The sequence below is a fragment of the Streptomyces sp. NPDC093598 genome, from assembly GCF_044764825.1.
Taxonomy (GTDB): Bacteria; Actinomycetota; Actinomycetes; order Streptomycetales; family Streptomycetaceae; genus Streptomyces.
The window spans coordinates 45863-61308 of record NZ_JBIWIV010000013.1; the positions used below are offsets into that span (position 1 = coordinate 45863).

The window sequence follows — 15446 nt, forward strand, 5'->3', positions numbered from 1 at the left end:
GCAACATGGCCCATCGGGCAGGCGGCGGCCACGGGGCACACCGCCGCGACGGCGTCCGGACGGCCCAGAGGACCCGGCTGGGCTAGTCGCCCGCCCACACCCCGCCACCGGAGAGGAAACGGAACGTCACATACCGACAACACTCCGTCCGGATCGTGAACGAGGCATGGTGTTCTCGGGACCGTGTCACATACAAACAACATATGCTTTGGGTTCTTTTCCTGCTGGCGGCCTGGGCCGTGGCCGGCACTGCGTGCACACGTCTGTGCCTGGCCGCCGTTCGCGCCGCGGCCGTCGACGCCGACACCGGCCGGAGTCGTGAACTCACGCTCTACGAGGCCGCGTTCCTCTCCGGCGGCCCGCGGCGGGTCGCCGACGTGACCCTGGTCGCCATGGCCCGCCAGCGCCGTCTGCTCCTGGCCCGCACCGGCTGGGCGACGGTCGTCGACCCGCGCGGGCGGGACGAGATGGAGCGGTCGGTGATCGGCGCCATCGGCCCCGAGGGGCAGTCCCGTATCGCGCCGGTGCGGGCCACGGCCGCGACGGCGGACGCGGTGCGCGGGATCGCCGAGGGGCTGGTGCGTGCGGGGCTCGCGGTGCCGGACAGTGCCCGTACGACGGTCGCGACGGCCGTCCGGCAGGTGCGCGGGGCGGCCGTCGCCGTCCTCGGGCTGGGCGTGGCCGCGCTGCTGACGCCCGTTCCGCCGGACATGCCGCGGCACTTGGTCGCCCTGTGGTTCGCGCTGCCGCTCGCCCTGGCCCTGAGCTGCCTGGCCGTCGCGCGGGTCGAGATCCACCCGTACTCGCGGTGGGCCTCCCCGGCCGGTCAGCGGCTGCTCGGCGCACTGACCAGGACCGCGGACGGCGCCGCCGACGACCGTACGTACCTCACCTCGGTGGCCGTGCGCGGCGTCCGCGCCGTCGGCGAACCGGATCTGCGCGCCGCGTTCGCGCACCGCGAGTCGCACGACTGACCGACCCGGGGGCGCACAGGAGGCATTGGGCCCGACACCGGCGGTCGGTGCTTGCCTTCCCTCCTCGCCGACCGAAACATCCCCTTCGTCGCCACCGTGCATCGAAGGGATACGCGATGAGAGCCGCCCTCCTCTACTCGGCCGCCGGGTCCTTGCTGCTGAGCACCCTCACCGCGGGCCCGGACACCGAGGACCGGACGGGGGCGGCCGAGATGCGCGGCACCGCCGTGGCCGCCGCGCGCGCGAAGGCGGCCGGGGTCGACTTCGGCCCGTGCCCCGACGCACAGGACCTGCCGGGCAGCATGCAGTGCGGCACGGTGAGCGTCCCGCTGGACTACGCCGACCCGGACGGCAAGCGGATCGAACTCTCCGTCAGCAGGACCCGGGCCACCCGGAAGGACCCGCACCACAGCAAGCACACGGTCCGCCGGCAGGGCGCCCTGGTCTACAACCCGGGCGGGCCCGGCGCCACCGGCCTGTACTTCCCGCTCACCGCCCTGCTCCCCGAGTGGAAGCGGATCGCGGCCGCCTACGACCTCGTCGGCTACGCCCCGCGCGGCGTCGGCCGTTCGGCGCCGCTGTCGTGCCAGGACCCGAAGCAGTTCTTCGAGGGGCCCTCGCTGTCGCCGACGCATCCCTCGGAGGCGTACAAACAAAAGCGCATCGCGCAGGCGAAGGCGTACGCGCGCGGCTGCGCCGAGCGGTCGGGCGGCGCGCTGCGGCACTACCACTCGCTGAACAACGCCCGCGACCTCGACGTGCTGCGCGCCGCGCTCGGCGAGGAACGGCTGACCTTCATCGGCTCCTCGTACGGCACGTACTTCGGTGCCCTGTACGCGACGCTGTTCCCGACGCACGTACGGCGGATGGTGTTCGACTCGGTGGTCCACCCCGACCCCGGGCGGATCTGGTACCGCAACAACCTCGCCCAGTCGGCGGCGTTCGAGCGCCGCTGGGCGGACTTCCGCGCGTGGATCGCCCGGCACGACCACGTGTACGGGCTGGGCAGGACGGCGCGGGAGGTGCTGCGCAGCTACCAGCGGGCGAGCGCGAAGCTGGCCGCCGAGCCGGCGGGCGGGAAGGTCGGGCCGGGACAGTTGCAGGAGGCGTTCCTCCAGGCCGGGTACTACGACGACCAGTGGCCGCACCGCGCGCACGCGCTGTCGGCGTATCTCGAGGGCGATCCCGAGCCGCTGGTCGAGCAGGCGGAGCAGCACCCGGAAGCGGCGGCCGAGGCGGAGAACTCACGCGCGGTCTACCTGGCCGTCGAGTGCAACGACGCCCCCTGGCCCACGGACTGGCGGGTGTGGGACCGGGACAACACCCGGCTCGCGCGGGTGGCGCCCTTCGAGACCTGGGACAACGTGTGGACGAACCTGCCGTGCGCCTACTGGAAGGCGCCCCGGCAGCGGCCGCTCGACGTCGGCACCGGGCCGGGCGAGCTGCCGCCGACGCTGATCCTGGCCGCCGAGCGGGACGCCGCCACGCCGTACGACGGCGCCCTCGAACTGCGCGACCGCCTCGCGGGCTCGGTCCTGGTGACGGAACGGGACGCCGGCGCCCACGGCCTGGCGGGCGGGGCGAACGCCTGCGTCAACGGCCACATGGAGGCGTATCTGCTGGAGGGCCTGCTGCCGGGACGGCGCGCGGAGTGCGCCGCGCACGCCGAGCCGAAGCCGGCGGCCCCGGACAGGGCCGGGGCCGCCGGGGCCGGCGAGCGCATCCGCTGATCAGGCCAGACCGGCGACCAGTTCGGCGATGTCCTTGCGGCGGCCCGTGTAGAACGGCACCTCCTCGCGGACGTGCCGGCGGGCCTCCGAGGCACGCAGGTGACGCATGAGGTCGACGATGCGGTACAGCTCGTCGGCCTCGAAGGCGAGGATCCACTCGTAGTCGCCGAGGGAGAACGAGGCGACGGTGTTGGCGCGCACGTCCGGGTAGCCGCGGGCCATCTTGCCGTGGTCGGCGAGCATGCGGCGGCGGTCCTCGTCGGGCAGCAGGTACCAGTCGTAGGAGCGCACGAAGGGGTAGACGCTCACATAGTCGCGGGGCGTCTCGTCGGCGAGGAAGGCCGGGATGTGCGAGCGGTTGAACTCGGCGGGGCGGTGCAGCGCCATGTTCGACCAGACGGGCTCCAGGGCGCGGCCCAGCTTCGTCCGGCGGAAGAGGTTGTACGCCTCCTGCAACGCGTCGCTGGTCTCCGCGTGCCACCAGATCATGAGGTCGGCGTCGGCGCGCAGGCCCGAGACGTCGTAGGTGCCGCGGATCGTCACGTCCTTGGCGGCGAGCTGGTCGAACAGCTCCTGGACCTCGTCGGCGTACCCGGCGCGGTCCTCGGGCAGGACGTCCTTCAGCTTGAAGACGGACCAGAGCGTGTAGCGGATGACCTCGTTGAGGTCCTTGGCCAGCTTGCCCTTGTTCGGGATCCTGCCGGACTCGGGGGTAGGGGCGTCGTTGCTCATGGCCTCATTCTCCCGCTCCGCCGTGCAGACTCTGCACCGGGTGGGCGGTGAGCTCCTGCACACCCCGCAGGTCACCGTGGATCTGGTCGACGGCGGCGTAGGCGCCGGCGATGCACGCCGGGATGCCGACGCCGTCGTACGCGGCGCCGCAGACGGCGAGGCCGGGGAGCCGGGCGATGTGCTCGCGGACGCGGGCCACGCGGGCGTGGTGGCCGACGGGGTACTGGGGCAGGCCGTCGTCCCAGCGGGTGACGCGGGTGGCGACGGGTGTGGCGTCCAGGCCGGTCGCGGCCTTCAGGTCGTGCCGGGAGACGGCGACCAGCTCGCTGTCGTCGCGCCGGAGGATCTCCGCCTCGCCGTACCGTCCGACGGAGGTGCGCAGGACGACCAGGTCCGGGTTCTCCTCGGCGATCCAGCCCCATTTCTGCGAGGCGAACGTGGACGCCTTGATGGTGCGCCCGTCGACCGGCGGCACGAGGAAGCCGCTGCCGTCGGGCAGGGCCGTCTCCGCACGGCGGTAGGCGAGAGTGACCAGGGCCATGGAGGCGTACTCGACACCGTCGAGCTCGGCGGCGGCCCCGGGAGTCTCGGCGCGCAGCAGCCGGGCGGCGACGGGGGCGGGCGCGGCGACGACCACGGCGTCCGCGAGCCACGTCCGCTCACCGGAGCCGACCTGCCAGCCGCCCTCGGAGGTGCGGCGCAGCTCCGTCACCGGCGTCCGGGTGAGGATCTCGCCCCCGCGCGCACGGACCGAGTCGGCCACCGCGAGGGGCAGGGTGCCGATGCCGCCCTGGATGCCCATGAACACCGGGCCGGTCTGCCGGGCGGCGGCCGCCTTGGCCTGGAGCTCGCGGACCCCCGCCGTCAGGGAGGTGTGGGTCCGGGCCACCTGGAAGAGCTGCGGGACGGCCGAGCGCATGGAGAGGCGGTACGCGTCGCCCGCGTACACCCCGCCCAGCATGGGCTCCAGGAGGCGGTCGACGACCTCGCGGCCGAGGCGCTCCGCCACGAACTGCCCCACCGCCACGTCGTCGCCGACCTCGGTGCGGGGCAGCTCGGCGTCCCGCTCGATGCGGGCCAGGCCCTCCTCGGAGAGCACGCCGGCCAGGGCGGAAGCGGTGCCGGGCACCCCCATCACGTGCCCCTTGGGGAAAGGGCGCAGGGCGCCGCGGGTCCAGAGCGAGGCCGTCGCCGTGGCCGGGGGCCGGAGGCGGTCGGTGAGGCCCACCTCGCGCGCGAGTGCCACCGCCTCGGGGCGGCGGGCCAGCATCGACTCGGCTCCGAGGTCCACGCGCGCACCCGCGACCTCCCCGGGCAGCAGCTTGCCGCCGACCCGGCCGGAGGCCTCCAGCACGGTCACCCGCGCCCCGCGCTCCAGCAGCCGGTGTGCGGCGGCCAGCCCCGCGATGCCCGCCCCGATGACGACGACCTGCCCTTGAACTTCGCGCATGCCCCCAGCCTCTCAGACCCCACCGGCGGCGCCGCCGCGCCCCGGTGTCCTCCACGAGTCACGACCGTGACCGCATCGGAACCGTCCCGGGCCAAACCATCGGCCCCGTCCGGGCGTCGAAGAAGCGTCAGCAGAAATCGACCCTCGGGGGATCCCGCATGCGCACACGACGATCCGTACGACGCCCCGCCCCGACCCTGGCCGCACTGCTGCTGGCGGCCGCCCTCGCGCTCACGGGGTGCAGCGCCGGGGACGACGCGTCGGGCGGCAGCTACTCCGCCGCCGACCGTGGGGCGGACGACAAGGCCGGCTCGGGCGAGGCCGCCCCCGGCGGCGCCGGAAGCGGCGCCAGGGCCACGGCGCCGCCGAAGCTCACCCCGAGCCACATCATCCGCACGGCCTCCCTGACCGTCCAGGTCAAGGACGTCCCGAAGGCCCTGGAGCAGGCCCGCACCGGCACCGAGAACGCGGGCGGCTACGTCGGCAACGAGACCACCACCCGGGACGCCGAGGGCCACGAGCGCACCCGGGTCGTGCTGCGCGTACCCGTCGAGAAGTACGACGAGGTCCTCGCCGAGTTGGAGGGCGCCGGCACACTCCTCGACCGCAGCGCGAAGGCCGAGGACGTCACCGACCAGGTCGTGGACGTGAAGAGCCGCATCACCTCGCAGCGTGCCAGCGTGGCCCGGATCCGTGAGCTGATGGACCGGGCCACGAAGCTCAGCGACGTGGTGACCCTGGAGGGCGAGCTGAGCACCCGCCAGGCCGACCTGGAGGCGCTGCTCGCCCGGCAGGAGTCCCTGAAGGACCGCACCAGCCTGGCCACCATCACGCTGTCGCTGTCCGAGACACCGGTGAAGAAGGAGACCAAGGACGAGGACCCGGGGTTCGTGGACGCGCTCGCGGGCGGCTGGAGCGCCTTCGTGACGATGCTGCGCTGGCTCGCCGTCGCCTTCGGCGCGGTCCTGCCGTTCGCGGCGGTGGCCGCGCTGATCGTCCTGCTGTGGCTCCGCGTGGTACGCCCCCGGCTGCCGCGCCGCCCCGAGCCCGTGTCCACGGCGACCGCGCTGGGACCGCTGCCGACGGCCCGCCCGGCGCCGGAGTCCACGCGGCCGCGGACCCAGGGCGAGCAGAACTGAAATGCCGTGCTCCCGTAGCGTGTTCGCATGAGCATGAGCCGTACGCGAGGTACACGGGAGCGACTGGTCGTCATCGGCGGCGACGCCGCGGGCATGTCCGCGGCGTCGCAGGCGCGCCGTCTGAAGGGCCCCGACGAGCTGGAGATCGTGGCGTTCGAACGGGGCCACTTCACGTCGTACTCGGCGTGCGGGATCCCCTACTGGGTGGGCGGCGACGTCACGGACCGGGACCGGCTCATCGCCCGCACCCCCGAGGAGCACCGCGCCCGGGACATCGACCTGCGGCTGCGCACCGAGGTCACGGAACTCGACCTGGACGGGCGGCGGGTACGCGCGCGTGACGTCGACTCCGGCGAGGAGTCCTGGACGTCCTACGACAAACTCGTGATCGCGACCGGCGCCCGGCCGATCCGGCCCGATATGCCCGGGGCCGACGCCCCCGGGGTGCACGGCGTGCAGACGCTGGACGACGGCCAGGCACTCCTCGACACGCTGGAACGCACGCGGGGCCGCCGGGCGGTGGTCGTCGGGGCCGGATACATCGGCGTGGAGATGGCCGAGGCGCTCATCAACCGCGGCTACGAGGTGACGGTCGTCAACCGCGGCAGCGAGCCGATGTCGACCCTCGACCCCGACATGGGCTGCCTGGTGCACGAGGCCATGGAGGGCCTGGGCATCACGATGGTGAACGACGCCGAGGTCACGAAGGTCCTGACCGGGGACGACGGAGCGGTGCGGGCGGTGGTCACGCAGGACCGCGAGTTCCCGGCGGACGTGGTCGTGCTCGGCATCGGCGTCCGCCCCGAGACGACCCTCGCGAAGGCCGCAGGCCTCCCCCTCGGCCCGCACGGCGGTCTCCTCACGGACCGTTCGATGCGGGTGCGCGGTCACGAGGACATCTGGGCCGGCGGCGACTGCGTCGAGGTCCTCGACCTGGTCTCGGGCCAGGACCGGCACATCCCGCTCGGCACCCACGCCAACAAGCACGGCCAGGTCATCGGCACCAACATCGGCGGCGGTTACGCGACCTTCCCGGGCGTGGTCGGCACGGCGGTCAGCAAGGTCTGCGACCTGGAGATCGCCCGCACGGGCCTGCGCGAGAAGGACGCCCACCGCGTGGGGCTGCGCTTCGAGTCGGTCACCATCGAGTCGACCAGCCGCGCGGGCTACTACCCGAACGCCTCCCCCATGACGGTCAAGATGCTCGCCGAGCACCGCACGGGCCGCCTCCTGGGCGTGCAGATCGTCGGCCGGGAGGGCGCGGGCAAGCGGGTCGACATCGCGGCGGTCGCCCTCACCGCGGGCATGACGGCAGAACAGATGACCACGCTGGACCTGGGCTACGCCCCGCCGTTCTCCCCGGTCTGGGACCCGGTCCTGGTGGCGGCCCGCAAGGCGGCGGCGAAGGTCCGCGGTTCCTCGTGAACCCGCGCCCCCACGGCGTAGCGCCTACGCGGTCCCGACCGTACCGTTGATCCGGTCGATCGCCTGCCGTGCCTGCTCCGCCGGCGGCCGCGACGGCAAGGAGGACACCGACGCCGAAGCCGTCACCGCCGGCGGCTGCTCCCCCGCCGGCTTCGCGTGCGAAGCCACCCGGGTCGACCGCAACCGGTGACTCACCGCCTCCTCCAGCGTCACGGGCCGCCGCAACTGGGTCGCCAGCCGCCCCGCTTCCTGGCCGAGGCGGGCCACGTCCTCCCAGGGCAGCCGCACCACCAGCGTCAGCTCCGCCTCGCCGTCGGGCAGCGCGTGCATCGCGGGGGTAACTCGGTCGTTCATCGCCTGATCCTCACGTCGGCCCCGCGACCCGCCTTCCCCGCGCCGCGGGCGGTTGCCGACACATACGCACGCGCGTACGGCCGCGTTCACCGAGCCGGCCGACCGGGCTTTGGCGTCAGCGCGCGGTCCGCGTGTGCACGTGCTCCACGAGCCGTGTCAGCGCGTCCGGGTCCGTGGACGGCATGACGCCGTGTCCGAGGTTGAAGATGTGGCCCTCGAGATCCTTCGCCGACTCCAGGACCTCGCGGGTCTTGGCCTCGACGGCCTCCGTCGGGGCGAACAGCACGGTCGGGTCGAGGTTGCCCTGGAGCGCCTTGCCGGGGCCGACCCGGCGGGCGGCCTCGTCCATCGGGACGCGCCAGTCGACGCCGACGACGTCCGCGCCGGCCTCGCCCATGAGGCCCAGCAGCTCGCCGGTGCCGACGCCGAAGTGGATGCGCGGGACGCCGTAGCCGGCCACGGCCTCGAAGACCTTCGCCGACGCGGGCAGCACCGAGCGCCGGTAGTCGACGGGGGCCAGCGCACCGGCCCAGGAGTCGAACAGCTGGACCGCCGAGGCGCCGGCCTCGATCTGCACCTTCAGGAACGCCGCGGTGATGTCCGCGAGGCGGTCGAGCAGGTCGGCCCACAGCTCGGGGTCGCCGTACATCATCGCCTTGGCGTTCTCGTACGTGCGGGACGGGCCGCCCTCGACGAGGTAGCTGGCGAGGGTGAAGGGGGCGCCGGCGAAGCCGATGAGGGGCGTGGCGCCGAGCTCGCGGGTGAGCAGGCCGATGGCCTCGGTGACGTAGGAGACGTCCTCGGGGGTCAGGTCGCGCAGCTGCGCGAGGTCGGCGCGGGTGCGGATCGGGTGCTCGACGACCGGGCCGACGCCGGGCTTGATGTCGAGGTCGATGCCGATGGCCTTGAGCGGGACGACGATGTCGCTGAAATAGATGGCCGCGTCCACGCCGTGCCGGCGCACCGGCTGGAGGGTGATCTCGGTGACCAGGTCGGGCCGCATGCAGGACTCGAGCATCGGGATGCCCTCGCGCACCTTGCGGTACTCCGGCAGTGAGCGCCCGGCCTGCCGCATGAACCACACCGGCGTGTGCGGCACGGGCTCGCGCCGGCACGCCTTGAGGAAGGCGGATTCGTACGGGGCGGACGGCTGCTGGGCCCGAGGGGCGTCGTTGGCACTCACGGGGCCAAGTTTCGCACGCTGCCGGACAGCGTGATTCAGCCCCTGGAGAGGCGCGGGGTGTCTAGCCCCGCACCCGGGCCCCGGTCCCCGTAATCTTCCCGCATGGCTGCGGCTCAGGGACGACTGTCGGACGGCGCTGGCGGAATGGACGAAGCGAAGGACACCGAGAACGACCGGCGGGAGGCGGACTCCGCCCCGCTGCCCTTCCGGGCCGCCGTCGACGCGCTGCGGGCGGCGCGGCTGCGGCCCCAGATCGAGGTCGAGCCGACGCCCCCGCCGAAGCGGCTCGCCCCCCACTCCTACGCCCTGGAGGCCGCGGTCGTCGACGGCGACCAGGACCTGGCCGACGGCCGGCTGGTGCTGCTGCACGACCCGGCCGGGCTCGACGCCTGGCGGGGCACGTTCCGGCTGGTGACGCTGGTGCGCGCGGAGCTGGAGCCGGAGATGGCCGCGGACCCGCTGCTGCCGGAGGTGTGCTGGTCCTGGCTGACCGGCGCGCTCCAGGCGCGCGGACTGACGTACGGGGAGCCGAGCGGCACCGTCACGCGCGCGAGTTCCCACTACTTCGGCGGGCTGTCCGCGCGCCCGGCCGCCTCGCAGATCGAGATCCGTGCGTCGTGGACGCCGCGCGAGGGCCTGGGCGGCGCACCGGACACGGCCGCGCATCTGGCGGCCTGGTGCGATCTGCTCGCCCAGATCGCCGGGCTGCCACCGGCCGGGCCCGGGGACGCGTCGGTCGTGACGCTGCCGCAGCGGCGAGGGCCGCAGTCCCGCTGATCGAACCCGTTCCGACCCCGTACTGATCGAACCTGTACGGGGCGGTCAACCATGCCCTGCCGACGATCACACCTGCGTACCCCTCTTGGCCGAATCACTTTGTCGATACGGCCACTTTCGACCGCCAATCGACGCAGACCGAAACCGTTCGACCTTCGAGTGATCGACCGCGTGTCCGAATTGCACGGATTGTTATCACCGAATCGTGATCATTCTCTAAAGGCGGACGGGTTCGGTGCCGAAGACGACTGTGACCTTGAAAGCACGGTTCGTCCCGGCTTCACCCCCCACGAGCCGGCCCCGTCCCGCCACCCCAGGAGGCCTGGTGTCCGTTCTCCTCGAGCAGCCCGCAAGCCTGGTCGCCTACCGCCCGAACAAGCCGACCGCCATGGTGGTCGTGGCCGACCCGCGCGTCCGCTCCACCGTCACCCGCCATCTGTGGGCGCTCGGTGTGCGCGATGTCATCGAGGCCTCGTCCATCGCGGAGGCTCGTCCCCGCATCGGCAACCCCCGCGACATCTGTGTCGCCGACGTCCACCTGCCGGATGGCTCCGGCCTCACCCTGCTGTCGGAGACCCGCGCCGCGGGCTGGCCCAACGGGCTCGCCCTCTCCGCCGCCGACGACATCGGCGCGGTGCGCAACGCACTCGCCGGCGGGGTGAAGGGTTACGTCGTCACCGGCACCCGTACCAACGTCGGGCTCCCCACCCGGCCGGGCGCCGCCCCCATCGGCGCCGCCGCCGCGCGTCTGCACCGCCGCCCCCCGGGTGCTCCGAGCCACCCGGGCGGCTACCGCGAACTGTCCGGCCGCGAGGTCGAGGTGCTGCGACTGGTCGCGGAAGGTCAGTCGAACAAGGCGATCGGCGTCTCGATGGGCCTGTCCGCCCTGACCGTCAAGAGCCACCTCGCCCGCATCGCCCGCAAGCTCGGCACGGGCGACCGCGCCGGCATGGTCGCGGTGGCGCTGCGGACCGGGATCATCCACTGACCCGCTCCGCCGTGACGCCCCGTGATCATTTCCTCACGTGAACGGGACCGGCCTCCGGCCCCGTTCACGTCACTCACGGTTCGCGAACCCGCTGCTTCCCCGACATGACTGGTTTGCGACCCTCTGGCGCCCGTCGACGGAACGTTCCGTCGGCGGGCGCTGTCCATACATGGATACCCTTGACATGTGACCGACGCCCACGACACCGCAGCAGACAGCTCACTGCGAACCACCGGAGGCGCTCCTCCGGACGACGATTCTTCTGCTACGGAGGCGCCGATCCCTTTGCTGGAGCCGCGTGAGGGCATTCCGCCCGTCATCGCGGACGAGACCGCCCTGGCCCGGGTGATCGCCGCCTTCGAGGCGGGGTCCGGGCCCCTCGCCGTCGACGCCGAGCGCGCGTCCGGCTACCGCTACGGGCAGCGGGCCTACCTCGTGCAGCTGCGCCGCGAGGGCGCCGGAACGGCCCTGATCGACCCCGTGGCCTGCCCCGACCTGTCCGCCCTGGGCGAGGCCCTGTCCGGCGTCGAGTGGGTGCTGCACGCCGCCACCCAGGACCTGCCCTGCCTGCGCGAGATAGGCATGGTGCCGACGCGGCTGTTCGACACGGAGCTGGCCGGGCGGCTCGCCGGGTTCCCCCGGGTCGGCCTCGGCGCGATGGTCGAGAGCGTCCTGGGCTTCGTCCTGGAGAAGGGGCACTCCGCCGTCGACTGGTCGACCCGGCCCCTGCCCGAGCCCTGGCTGCGGTACGCGGCCCTGGACGTCGAGCTGCTCGTCGACCTGCGCGACGCGCTGGAGAAGGAGCTGGACCGGCAGGGCAAGCTGGAGTGGGCCCGCGAGGAATTCGAGGCGATCGCCTCTGCTCCGCCGCCGGAGCCCCGCAAGGACCCGTGGCGGCGTACGTCAGGCATGCACAAGGTGCGCCGGCGGCGGCAGCTGGCCGTCGTACGGGAGCTGTGGCAGACCCGGGACCGGATCGCGCAGCGGCGGGACGTGTCGCCGGGCAAGGTGCTCGGGGACGCGGCCATCGTGGAGGCCGCGCTGGCGCTTCCGGCCAATGTGCACGCGCTGGCCGCGCTGAACGGTTTCGGCCACCGCGTGGGCAAGCGGCAGCTGGAGCAGTGGCAGGCGGCGGTGGACCGGGCGAAGGCGCTGACCGAGGCGCAGCTGCCGCAGCCGGGGCAGCCCGTGGCCGGGCCTCCGCCGCCGCGGGCCTGGGCCGACAAGGACCCCGAGGCCGCGGCGCGGTTGTCCGCGGCCCGGGCCGGGGTGTCGGCGCTGGCCGAGCAGCTCGCCATGCCGCAGGAGAACCTGATCACGCCGGACACGGTGCGGCGGGTGTGCTGGGAGCCGCCGGCGGTGGTGGACGCCGAGTCGGTGGCGGCCGCGCTGGCAGGTCACGGTGCGCGGCCGTGGCAGGTGGAGCAGGTGACGCCGGTGCTGGTGGAGGCTCTGTCCGCGAAGGACGCCTGAAGGGAGCCGGCTACTTCGTGGCCCCCCGGGTGAAACCGTTGTAGATGAACCGCTGGAGGAACAGGAAGACGACCAGCGTGGGGACGATGACCAAGATCGCTCCCGCCGAGATCGTCTCCCAGTGGGCGCCGAACGGGCCCTTGAAGCGGAACAGCGACGTCGAGATCACGCCAAGATCTTCGGAGGGCATGTAGAGGAAGGGGATGTAGAAGTCGTTGTAGACGTTGATCCCCTTCACGATCACGACCGTCGCGATCGCCGGTTTCAGCAGGGGGAAGATGACCTTGCGGTAGACCGTGAAGGCGTTGGCGCCGTCGATGCGGGCCGACTCGTCCAGGGAGACCGGGATCGACCGGACGAACTGCAGGAAGATGTAGATCGAGACGATGTCCGTGCCCATGTAGAGGGCGATCGGCGCCCAGAGGCTGTCGAACATGCCGAAGCTGTTGACGATCTGGAAGGTGGCCACCTGAGTGGTCACTCCGGGGACCAGCGCGGCGATGAGGAACAGGGCCAGGACCGACGTGCGGAAGCGGAACCGGAAGCGGTCGATGGCGTAGGCCGTCATCGAGCCGATCAGGACCGTGCCGCCGATGGCGACGACCAGGATGATCGCGGTGTTGCCGAACGCCGAGAGCATCCGGCCGTCCTGGAACGCCGTCACGTAGTTGTCGAAGCTCGACGGGTCGTCGGGCAGCGCGAGCGCTCCGCTGCCGTCCGCCATCTCCTGCTCGGACTTGAGGGAGGTCAGGAGCACGGCGGTCAGCGGGAGCAGCACCACCGCGGTCGCCGCGATCAGCGACAGGTACACGAGGACGCGGGTCACCGCGCGGCGTGTCATACGAGGTCCACCTTGTCGTCGGGGGCGAGGCGCCGCTGCACCCAGGTCACCGCCAGGACGATCAGCAGCAGCACGACCGCGGCCGCCGAGGCGAGGCCCGTCTTGTTGAACTGGAACGCCAGCTTCACGGTCTGGATCACGAACGTCTCGGTACCGGTCGCGCCGCCGGTCATGATGTACGGGATCTCGAAGACCGACAGGGAGCCCGAGATCGACAGGATCACGGTGAGGGACAGGACCGGCTTGATGCCCGGCGCGATGATGTGGCGGAACTGGTGCCAGCGGTTCGCGCCGTCCAGTTCGGCCGCCTCGTACAGCTCCCCCGGGATCGACTGGATCGCCCCGAGGAACAGGACGAAGTTCAGGCCCAGGTAGCGCCAGACCGAGACGGCGGCGAGGGAGGTGTTCGCCGATGTGGGGGTGCCCAGCCACGCTCGGTCGGTCTCGACTCCGAGCAGGCTCAGTACGGAGTCGAGGGTGCCGCCGTCCTGGAAGAAGTAGAGGAAGACGAACCCGATCGCCACGCCGTTGATCAGGTACGGGAAGAACAGCACGCCCTTGAAGAAGTTCCGGAAGCGGACGTTGAAGCTGAGGATCGTGGCGAAGTAGAGCGCGGCCACGATCTGGACCACGGAGGCCGCCAGGTAGTAGCCGCTGACCCAGAAGACCTCGAACAGTTGCGGTCGCGTGAAGAGCTCGGCGTAGTTCTCGGTGCCCGTGTAGCGCAGTTCGGGGCTCACCCCGTCCCAGTCGGTGAAGCTGTACGCGACCATGTTGGCGATCGGCGCGTAGGTGAAGACGATCAGGAGCGCGAGCGGGGCGAGCAGGAAGAGCCAGGGGGTGGCCCCGCGCCACAGACGTGTCCGGCGCGGGGCGGGGGCCGGGGCGGGGGCGGCCGCCCCCGCGGCGGCCTCGGCGGCCGCCGTCTCGGTCGTACCCGTCATCAGGACCCCAGCGACTTCTGGGTCTCGGTCCACTTCTCGCCGAGGCCGTCCAGATAGTCGTCCGGATCGCCCTTCCTGGCGCCGCGGGCCATGTCGACGAGTTCCTTGCGGTAGTCGGGCTTGTTGATGCCGACCTCGGACTGGTTCTCGATGGTCTTCAGCTCGGCGCCCTTGCTGTCGTCGAGGTCGAGGAGCTTGACGCCCGCCTCCTCGTACGGCTTCAGGACGTCGGGCAGGGGGGCCTCCTTCAGCGGGGACAGCGCCAGATTGTCCTCGGCATAGCCGGACTTGTCGGTGAACCAGTCGATCCAGGCCCGGGCGGCTTCCTTGTGCTCGGAGTGGACGTTGACGGCCTGGTTGTAGTCGGGCGACGTCACCGCGCAGAACGTGCCGTCCTTCTGCGCGGGGAAGGGCATGAACCCGATGTCGTCCGGGTCGGCGCCGGCCTGCTTCGCCGCGCCCTGCATCTGGATGACCGCCCAGGAGCCTAGCCACATGGTGGCGATCTCGCCCTTGGCCAGCTTGGGCTTGGACGCCTCCCAGTTGGTGGTCGTCGGGTCCTTCTCGATGAGCCCTTCGTGGACGATGTCGTACAGCAGTGTGTCCGCCACCCGCAGTTCGCCGCCCTCGGCCCAGGGGTTGCCCTCGGCCCACCTGGTGGTGGCCTGCTCGTCGCAGCTGACCGAGCCCCTGACCCCCGTCCACTGGCTGAGCGGCCATCCGTCCTTGAAGTTGGTGTAGTAGGGGACCGCGTCGGTCTTCGACTTGATCGCCTTGAGGCCGGCGAGGAACTCGTCCGGTGTCGTGGGCCAGTCGGTGACCCCGGCTTCGCGCCACACCTTCTTGTTGTAGATGAACCCGGGGACCGCGCCGAGCGGGCTCTGGCCGTAGACCTTGCCGCCTACGGCGGTGTAGTCGGTGAAGCGGTACTTCTTGCTCCGCTCCGCCTGGCTGCCCAGCGAGGCGAAGAACCTGGGGTAGTCCTTCTTCTCGATCACCGCGGGGATCATGAGGACGTCGCCGTAGTTCTCCGTGTTCATCCGGATCTTGACTTCGCCCTCGTAGTCGGTGATGCCGTCGAACTCGACTTTCACCCCGGGATACGTCTTGTTGAACTCGGCGGCGTACTTCTTCAGCGTCCCGTCCTGCACGAGGTCGGTCCGGTGGGTGAGGACGGTGATGGTCCCGTCGACCTTGGAGGGATCGTCGGGCGCCTCGGCGTCGGCGCCCTTGGCGGAGCCTCCGGAGCCGGTGCAGCCGGTGGCCAGCAGGGCTGCGCCCACGGCGAGGGCGAGGAAGGTCCGACGGTGGAGGGTACGGCGGTTCATGTGCATCAGCTCCGTTCGCGGAGGGGAACTCGGGACGGACGAGCACGTGCGGTATGGCTGGTTCGGAACTCTGACAGCGCGCACTCAACCGGTAAAGTCCCAATCCCG

Annotated in this window: 14 protein-coding genes; 7 read left to right on the forward strand and 7 right to left on the reverse strand. The window is 72.1% G+C overall.

What is annotated here, in order from left to right; translation table 11 throughout:
* Positions 1–203: 203 nt before the first annotated feature.
* Complete coding sequence (locus ACIRDU_RS29480) at positions 204–974, forward strand: TIGR04222 domain-containing membrane protein (RefSeq protein WP_403584861.1); 771 nt, start codon at positions 204–206, stop codon at positions 972–974.
* A gap of 116 nt (positions 975–1090) precedes the next feature.
* Positions 1091–2704 (forward strand): alpha/beta hydrolase, encoded by a 1614-nt coding sequence (locus ACIRDU_RS29485; RefSeq protein WP_403584864.1) that lies wholly within the window; start codon positions 1091–1093, stop codon positions 2702–2704.
* On the opposite strand, the gene hemQ is transcribed toward ACIRDU_RS29485, so the two are convergent.
* On the reverse strand, positions 2705–3436 hold the full coding sequence (gene hemQ / locus ACIRDU_RS29490; RefSeq protein ID WP_403584866.1) for a hydrogen peroxide-dependent heme synthase: 732 nt from the start codon (positions 3434–3436) through the stop codon (positions 2705–2707). It lies immediately after the preceding gene.
* Between the two features lie 4 nt (positions 3437–3440).
* Positions 3441–4886 carry a protoporphyrinogen oxidase gene (gene hemG / locus ACIRDU_RS29495; protein ID WP_403584868.1) on the reverse strand — a complete coding sequence of 482 codons (1446 nt, stop codon included), beginning with the start codon at positions 4884–4886 and terminating at the stop codon, positions 3441–3443.
* Positions 4887–5044: 158 nt separating this feature from the next.
* Here hemG and ACIRDU_RS29500 point away from each other — a divergent pair, with 158 nt between their 5' ends.
* Both ACIRDU_RS29500 and ACIRDU_RS29505 read left to right on the forward strand, forming a co-directional pair.
* Positions 5045–6025: a DUF4349 domain-containing protein gene (locus tag ACIRDU_RS29500; protein ID WP_403584870.1), complete on the forward strand. Its 981-nt coding sequence runs from the start codon at positions 5045–5047 to the stop codon at positions 6023–6025.
* 27 nt (positions 6026–6052) lie between these two features.
* On the forward strand, positions 6053–7450 hold the full coding sequence (locus tag ACIRDU_RS29505; RefSeq protein ID WP_403584873.1) for an FAD-dependent oxidoreductase: 1398 nt from the start codon (positions 6053–6055) through the stop codon (positions 7448–7450).
* Between the two features lie 24 nt (positions 7451–7474).
* On the opposite strand, the gene ACIRDU_RS29510 is transcribed toward ACIRDU_RS29505, so the two are convergent.
* Positions 7475–7804 (reverse strand): hypothetical protein, encoded by a 330-nt coding sequence (locus ACIRDU_RS29510; RefSeq protein WP_386503853.1) that lies wholly within the window; start codon positions 7802–7804, stop codon positions 7475–7477.
* A gap of 115 nt (positions 7805–7919) precedes the next feature.
* Entirely contained in the window at positions 7920–8987 is a 1068-nt protein-coding gene (gene hemE / locus ACIRDU_RS29515; RefSeq protein ID WP_403584875.1) for a uroporphyrinogen decarboxylase, read from the reverse strand.
* 102 nt (positions 8988–9089) lie between these two features.
* Between hemE and ACIRDU_RS29520 the strand changes: the two genes are divergently transcribed.
* From ACIRDU_RS29520 to ACIRDU_RS29530, 3 genes are all read left to right on the forward strand, one after another.
* Positions 9090–9764 carry a DUF3000 domain-containing protein gene (locus ACIRDU_RS29520; RefSeq protein ID WP_403584878.1) on the forward strand — a complete coding sequence of 225 codons (675 nt, stop codon included), beginning with the start codon at positions 9090–9092 and terminating at the stop codon, positions 9762–9764.
* Positions 9765–10089: 325 nt separating this feature from the next.
* The gene (locus ACIRDU_RS29525) at positions 10090–10752 is read left to right on the forward strand and encodes a response regulator transcription factor (protein ID WP_003993737.1); all 663 of its coding nucleotides are present in this window, start codon (positions 10090–10092) and stop codon (positions 10750–10752) included.
* Positions 10753–10938: 186 nt separating this feature from the next.
* Positions 10939–12225 (forward strand): ribonuclease D, encoded by a 1287-nt coding sequence (locus ACIRDU_RS29530; RefSeq protein WP_403584880.1) that lies wholly within the window; start codon positions 10939–10941, stop codon positions 12223–12225.
* 10 nt (positions 12226–12235) lie between these two features.
* On the opposite strand, the gene ACIRDU_RS29535 is transcribed toward ACIRDU_RS29530, so the two are convergent.
* From ACIRDU_RS29535 to ACIRDU_RS29545, 3 genes are read right to left on the reverse strand one after another with little or no spacing between them, the layout of a single operon-like run.
* Positions 12236–13066 carry a carbohydrate ABC transporter permease gene (locus tag ACIRDU_RS29535; protein WP_403584882.1) on the reverse strand — a complete coding sequence of 277 codons (831 nt, stop codon included), beginning with the start codon at positions 13064–13066 and terminating at the stop codon, positions 12236–12238.
* On the reverse strand, positions 13063–14010 hold the full coding sequence (locus tag ACIRDU_RS29540) for a carbohydrate ABC transporter permease (protein ID WP_403584885.1): 948 nt from the start codon (positions 14008–14010) through the stop codon (positions 13063–13065). Before ACIRDU_RS29540 ends, ACIRDU_RS29535 begins: the two co-directional genes overlap by 4 nt.
* Positions 14010–15344 carry an ABC transporter substrate-binding protein gene (locus ACIRDU_RS29545; protein WP_403584888.1) on the reverse strand — a complete coding sequence of 445 codons (1335 nt, stop codon included), beginning with the start codon at positions 15342–15344 and terminating at the stop codon, positions 14010–14012. The genes ACIRDU_RS29540 and ACIRDU_RS29545 overlap by 1 nt, the downstream gene beginning before the upstream one ends.
* Between the last annotated feature and the right edge of the window lie 102 nt (positions 15345–15446).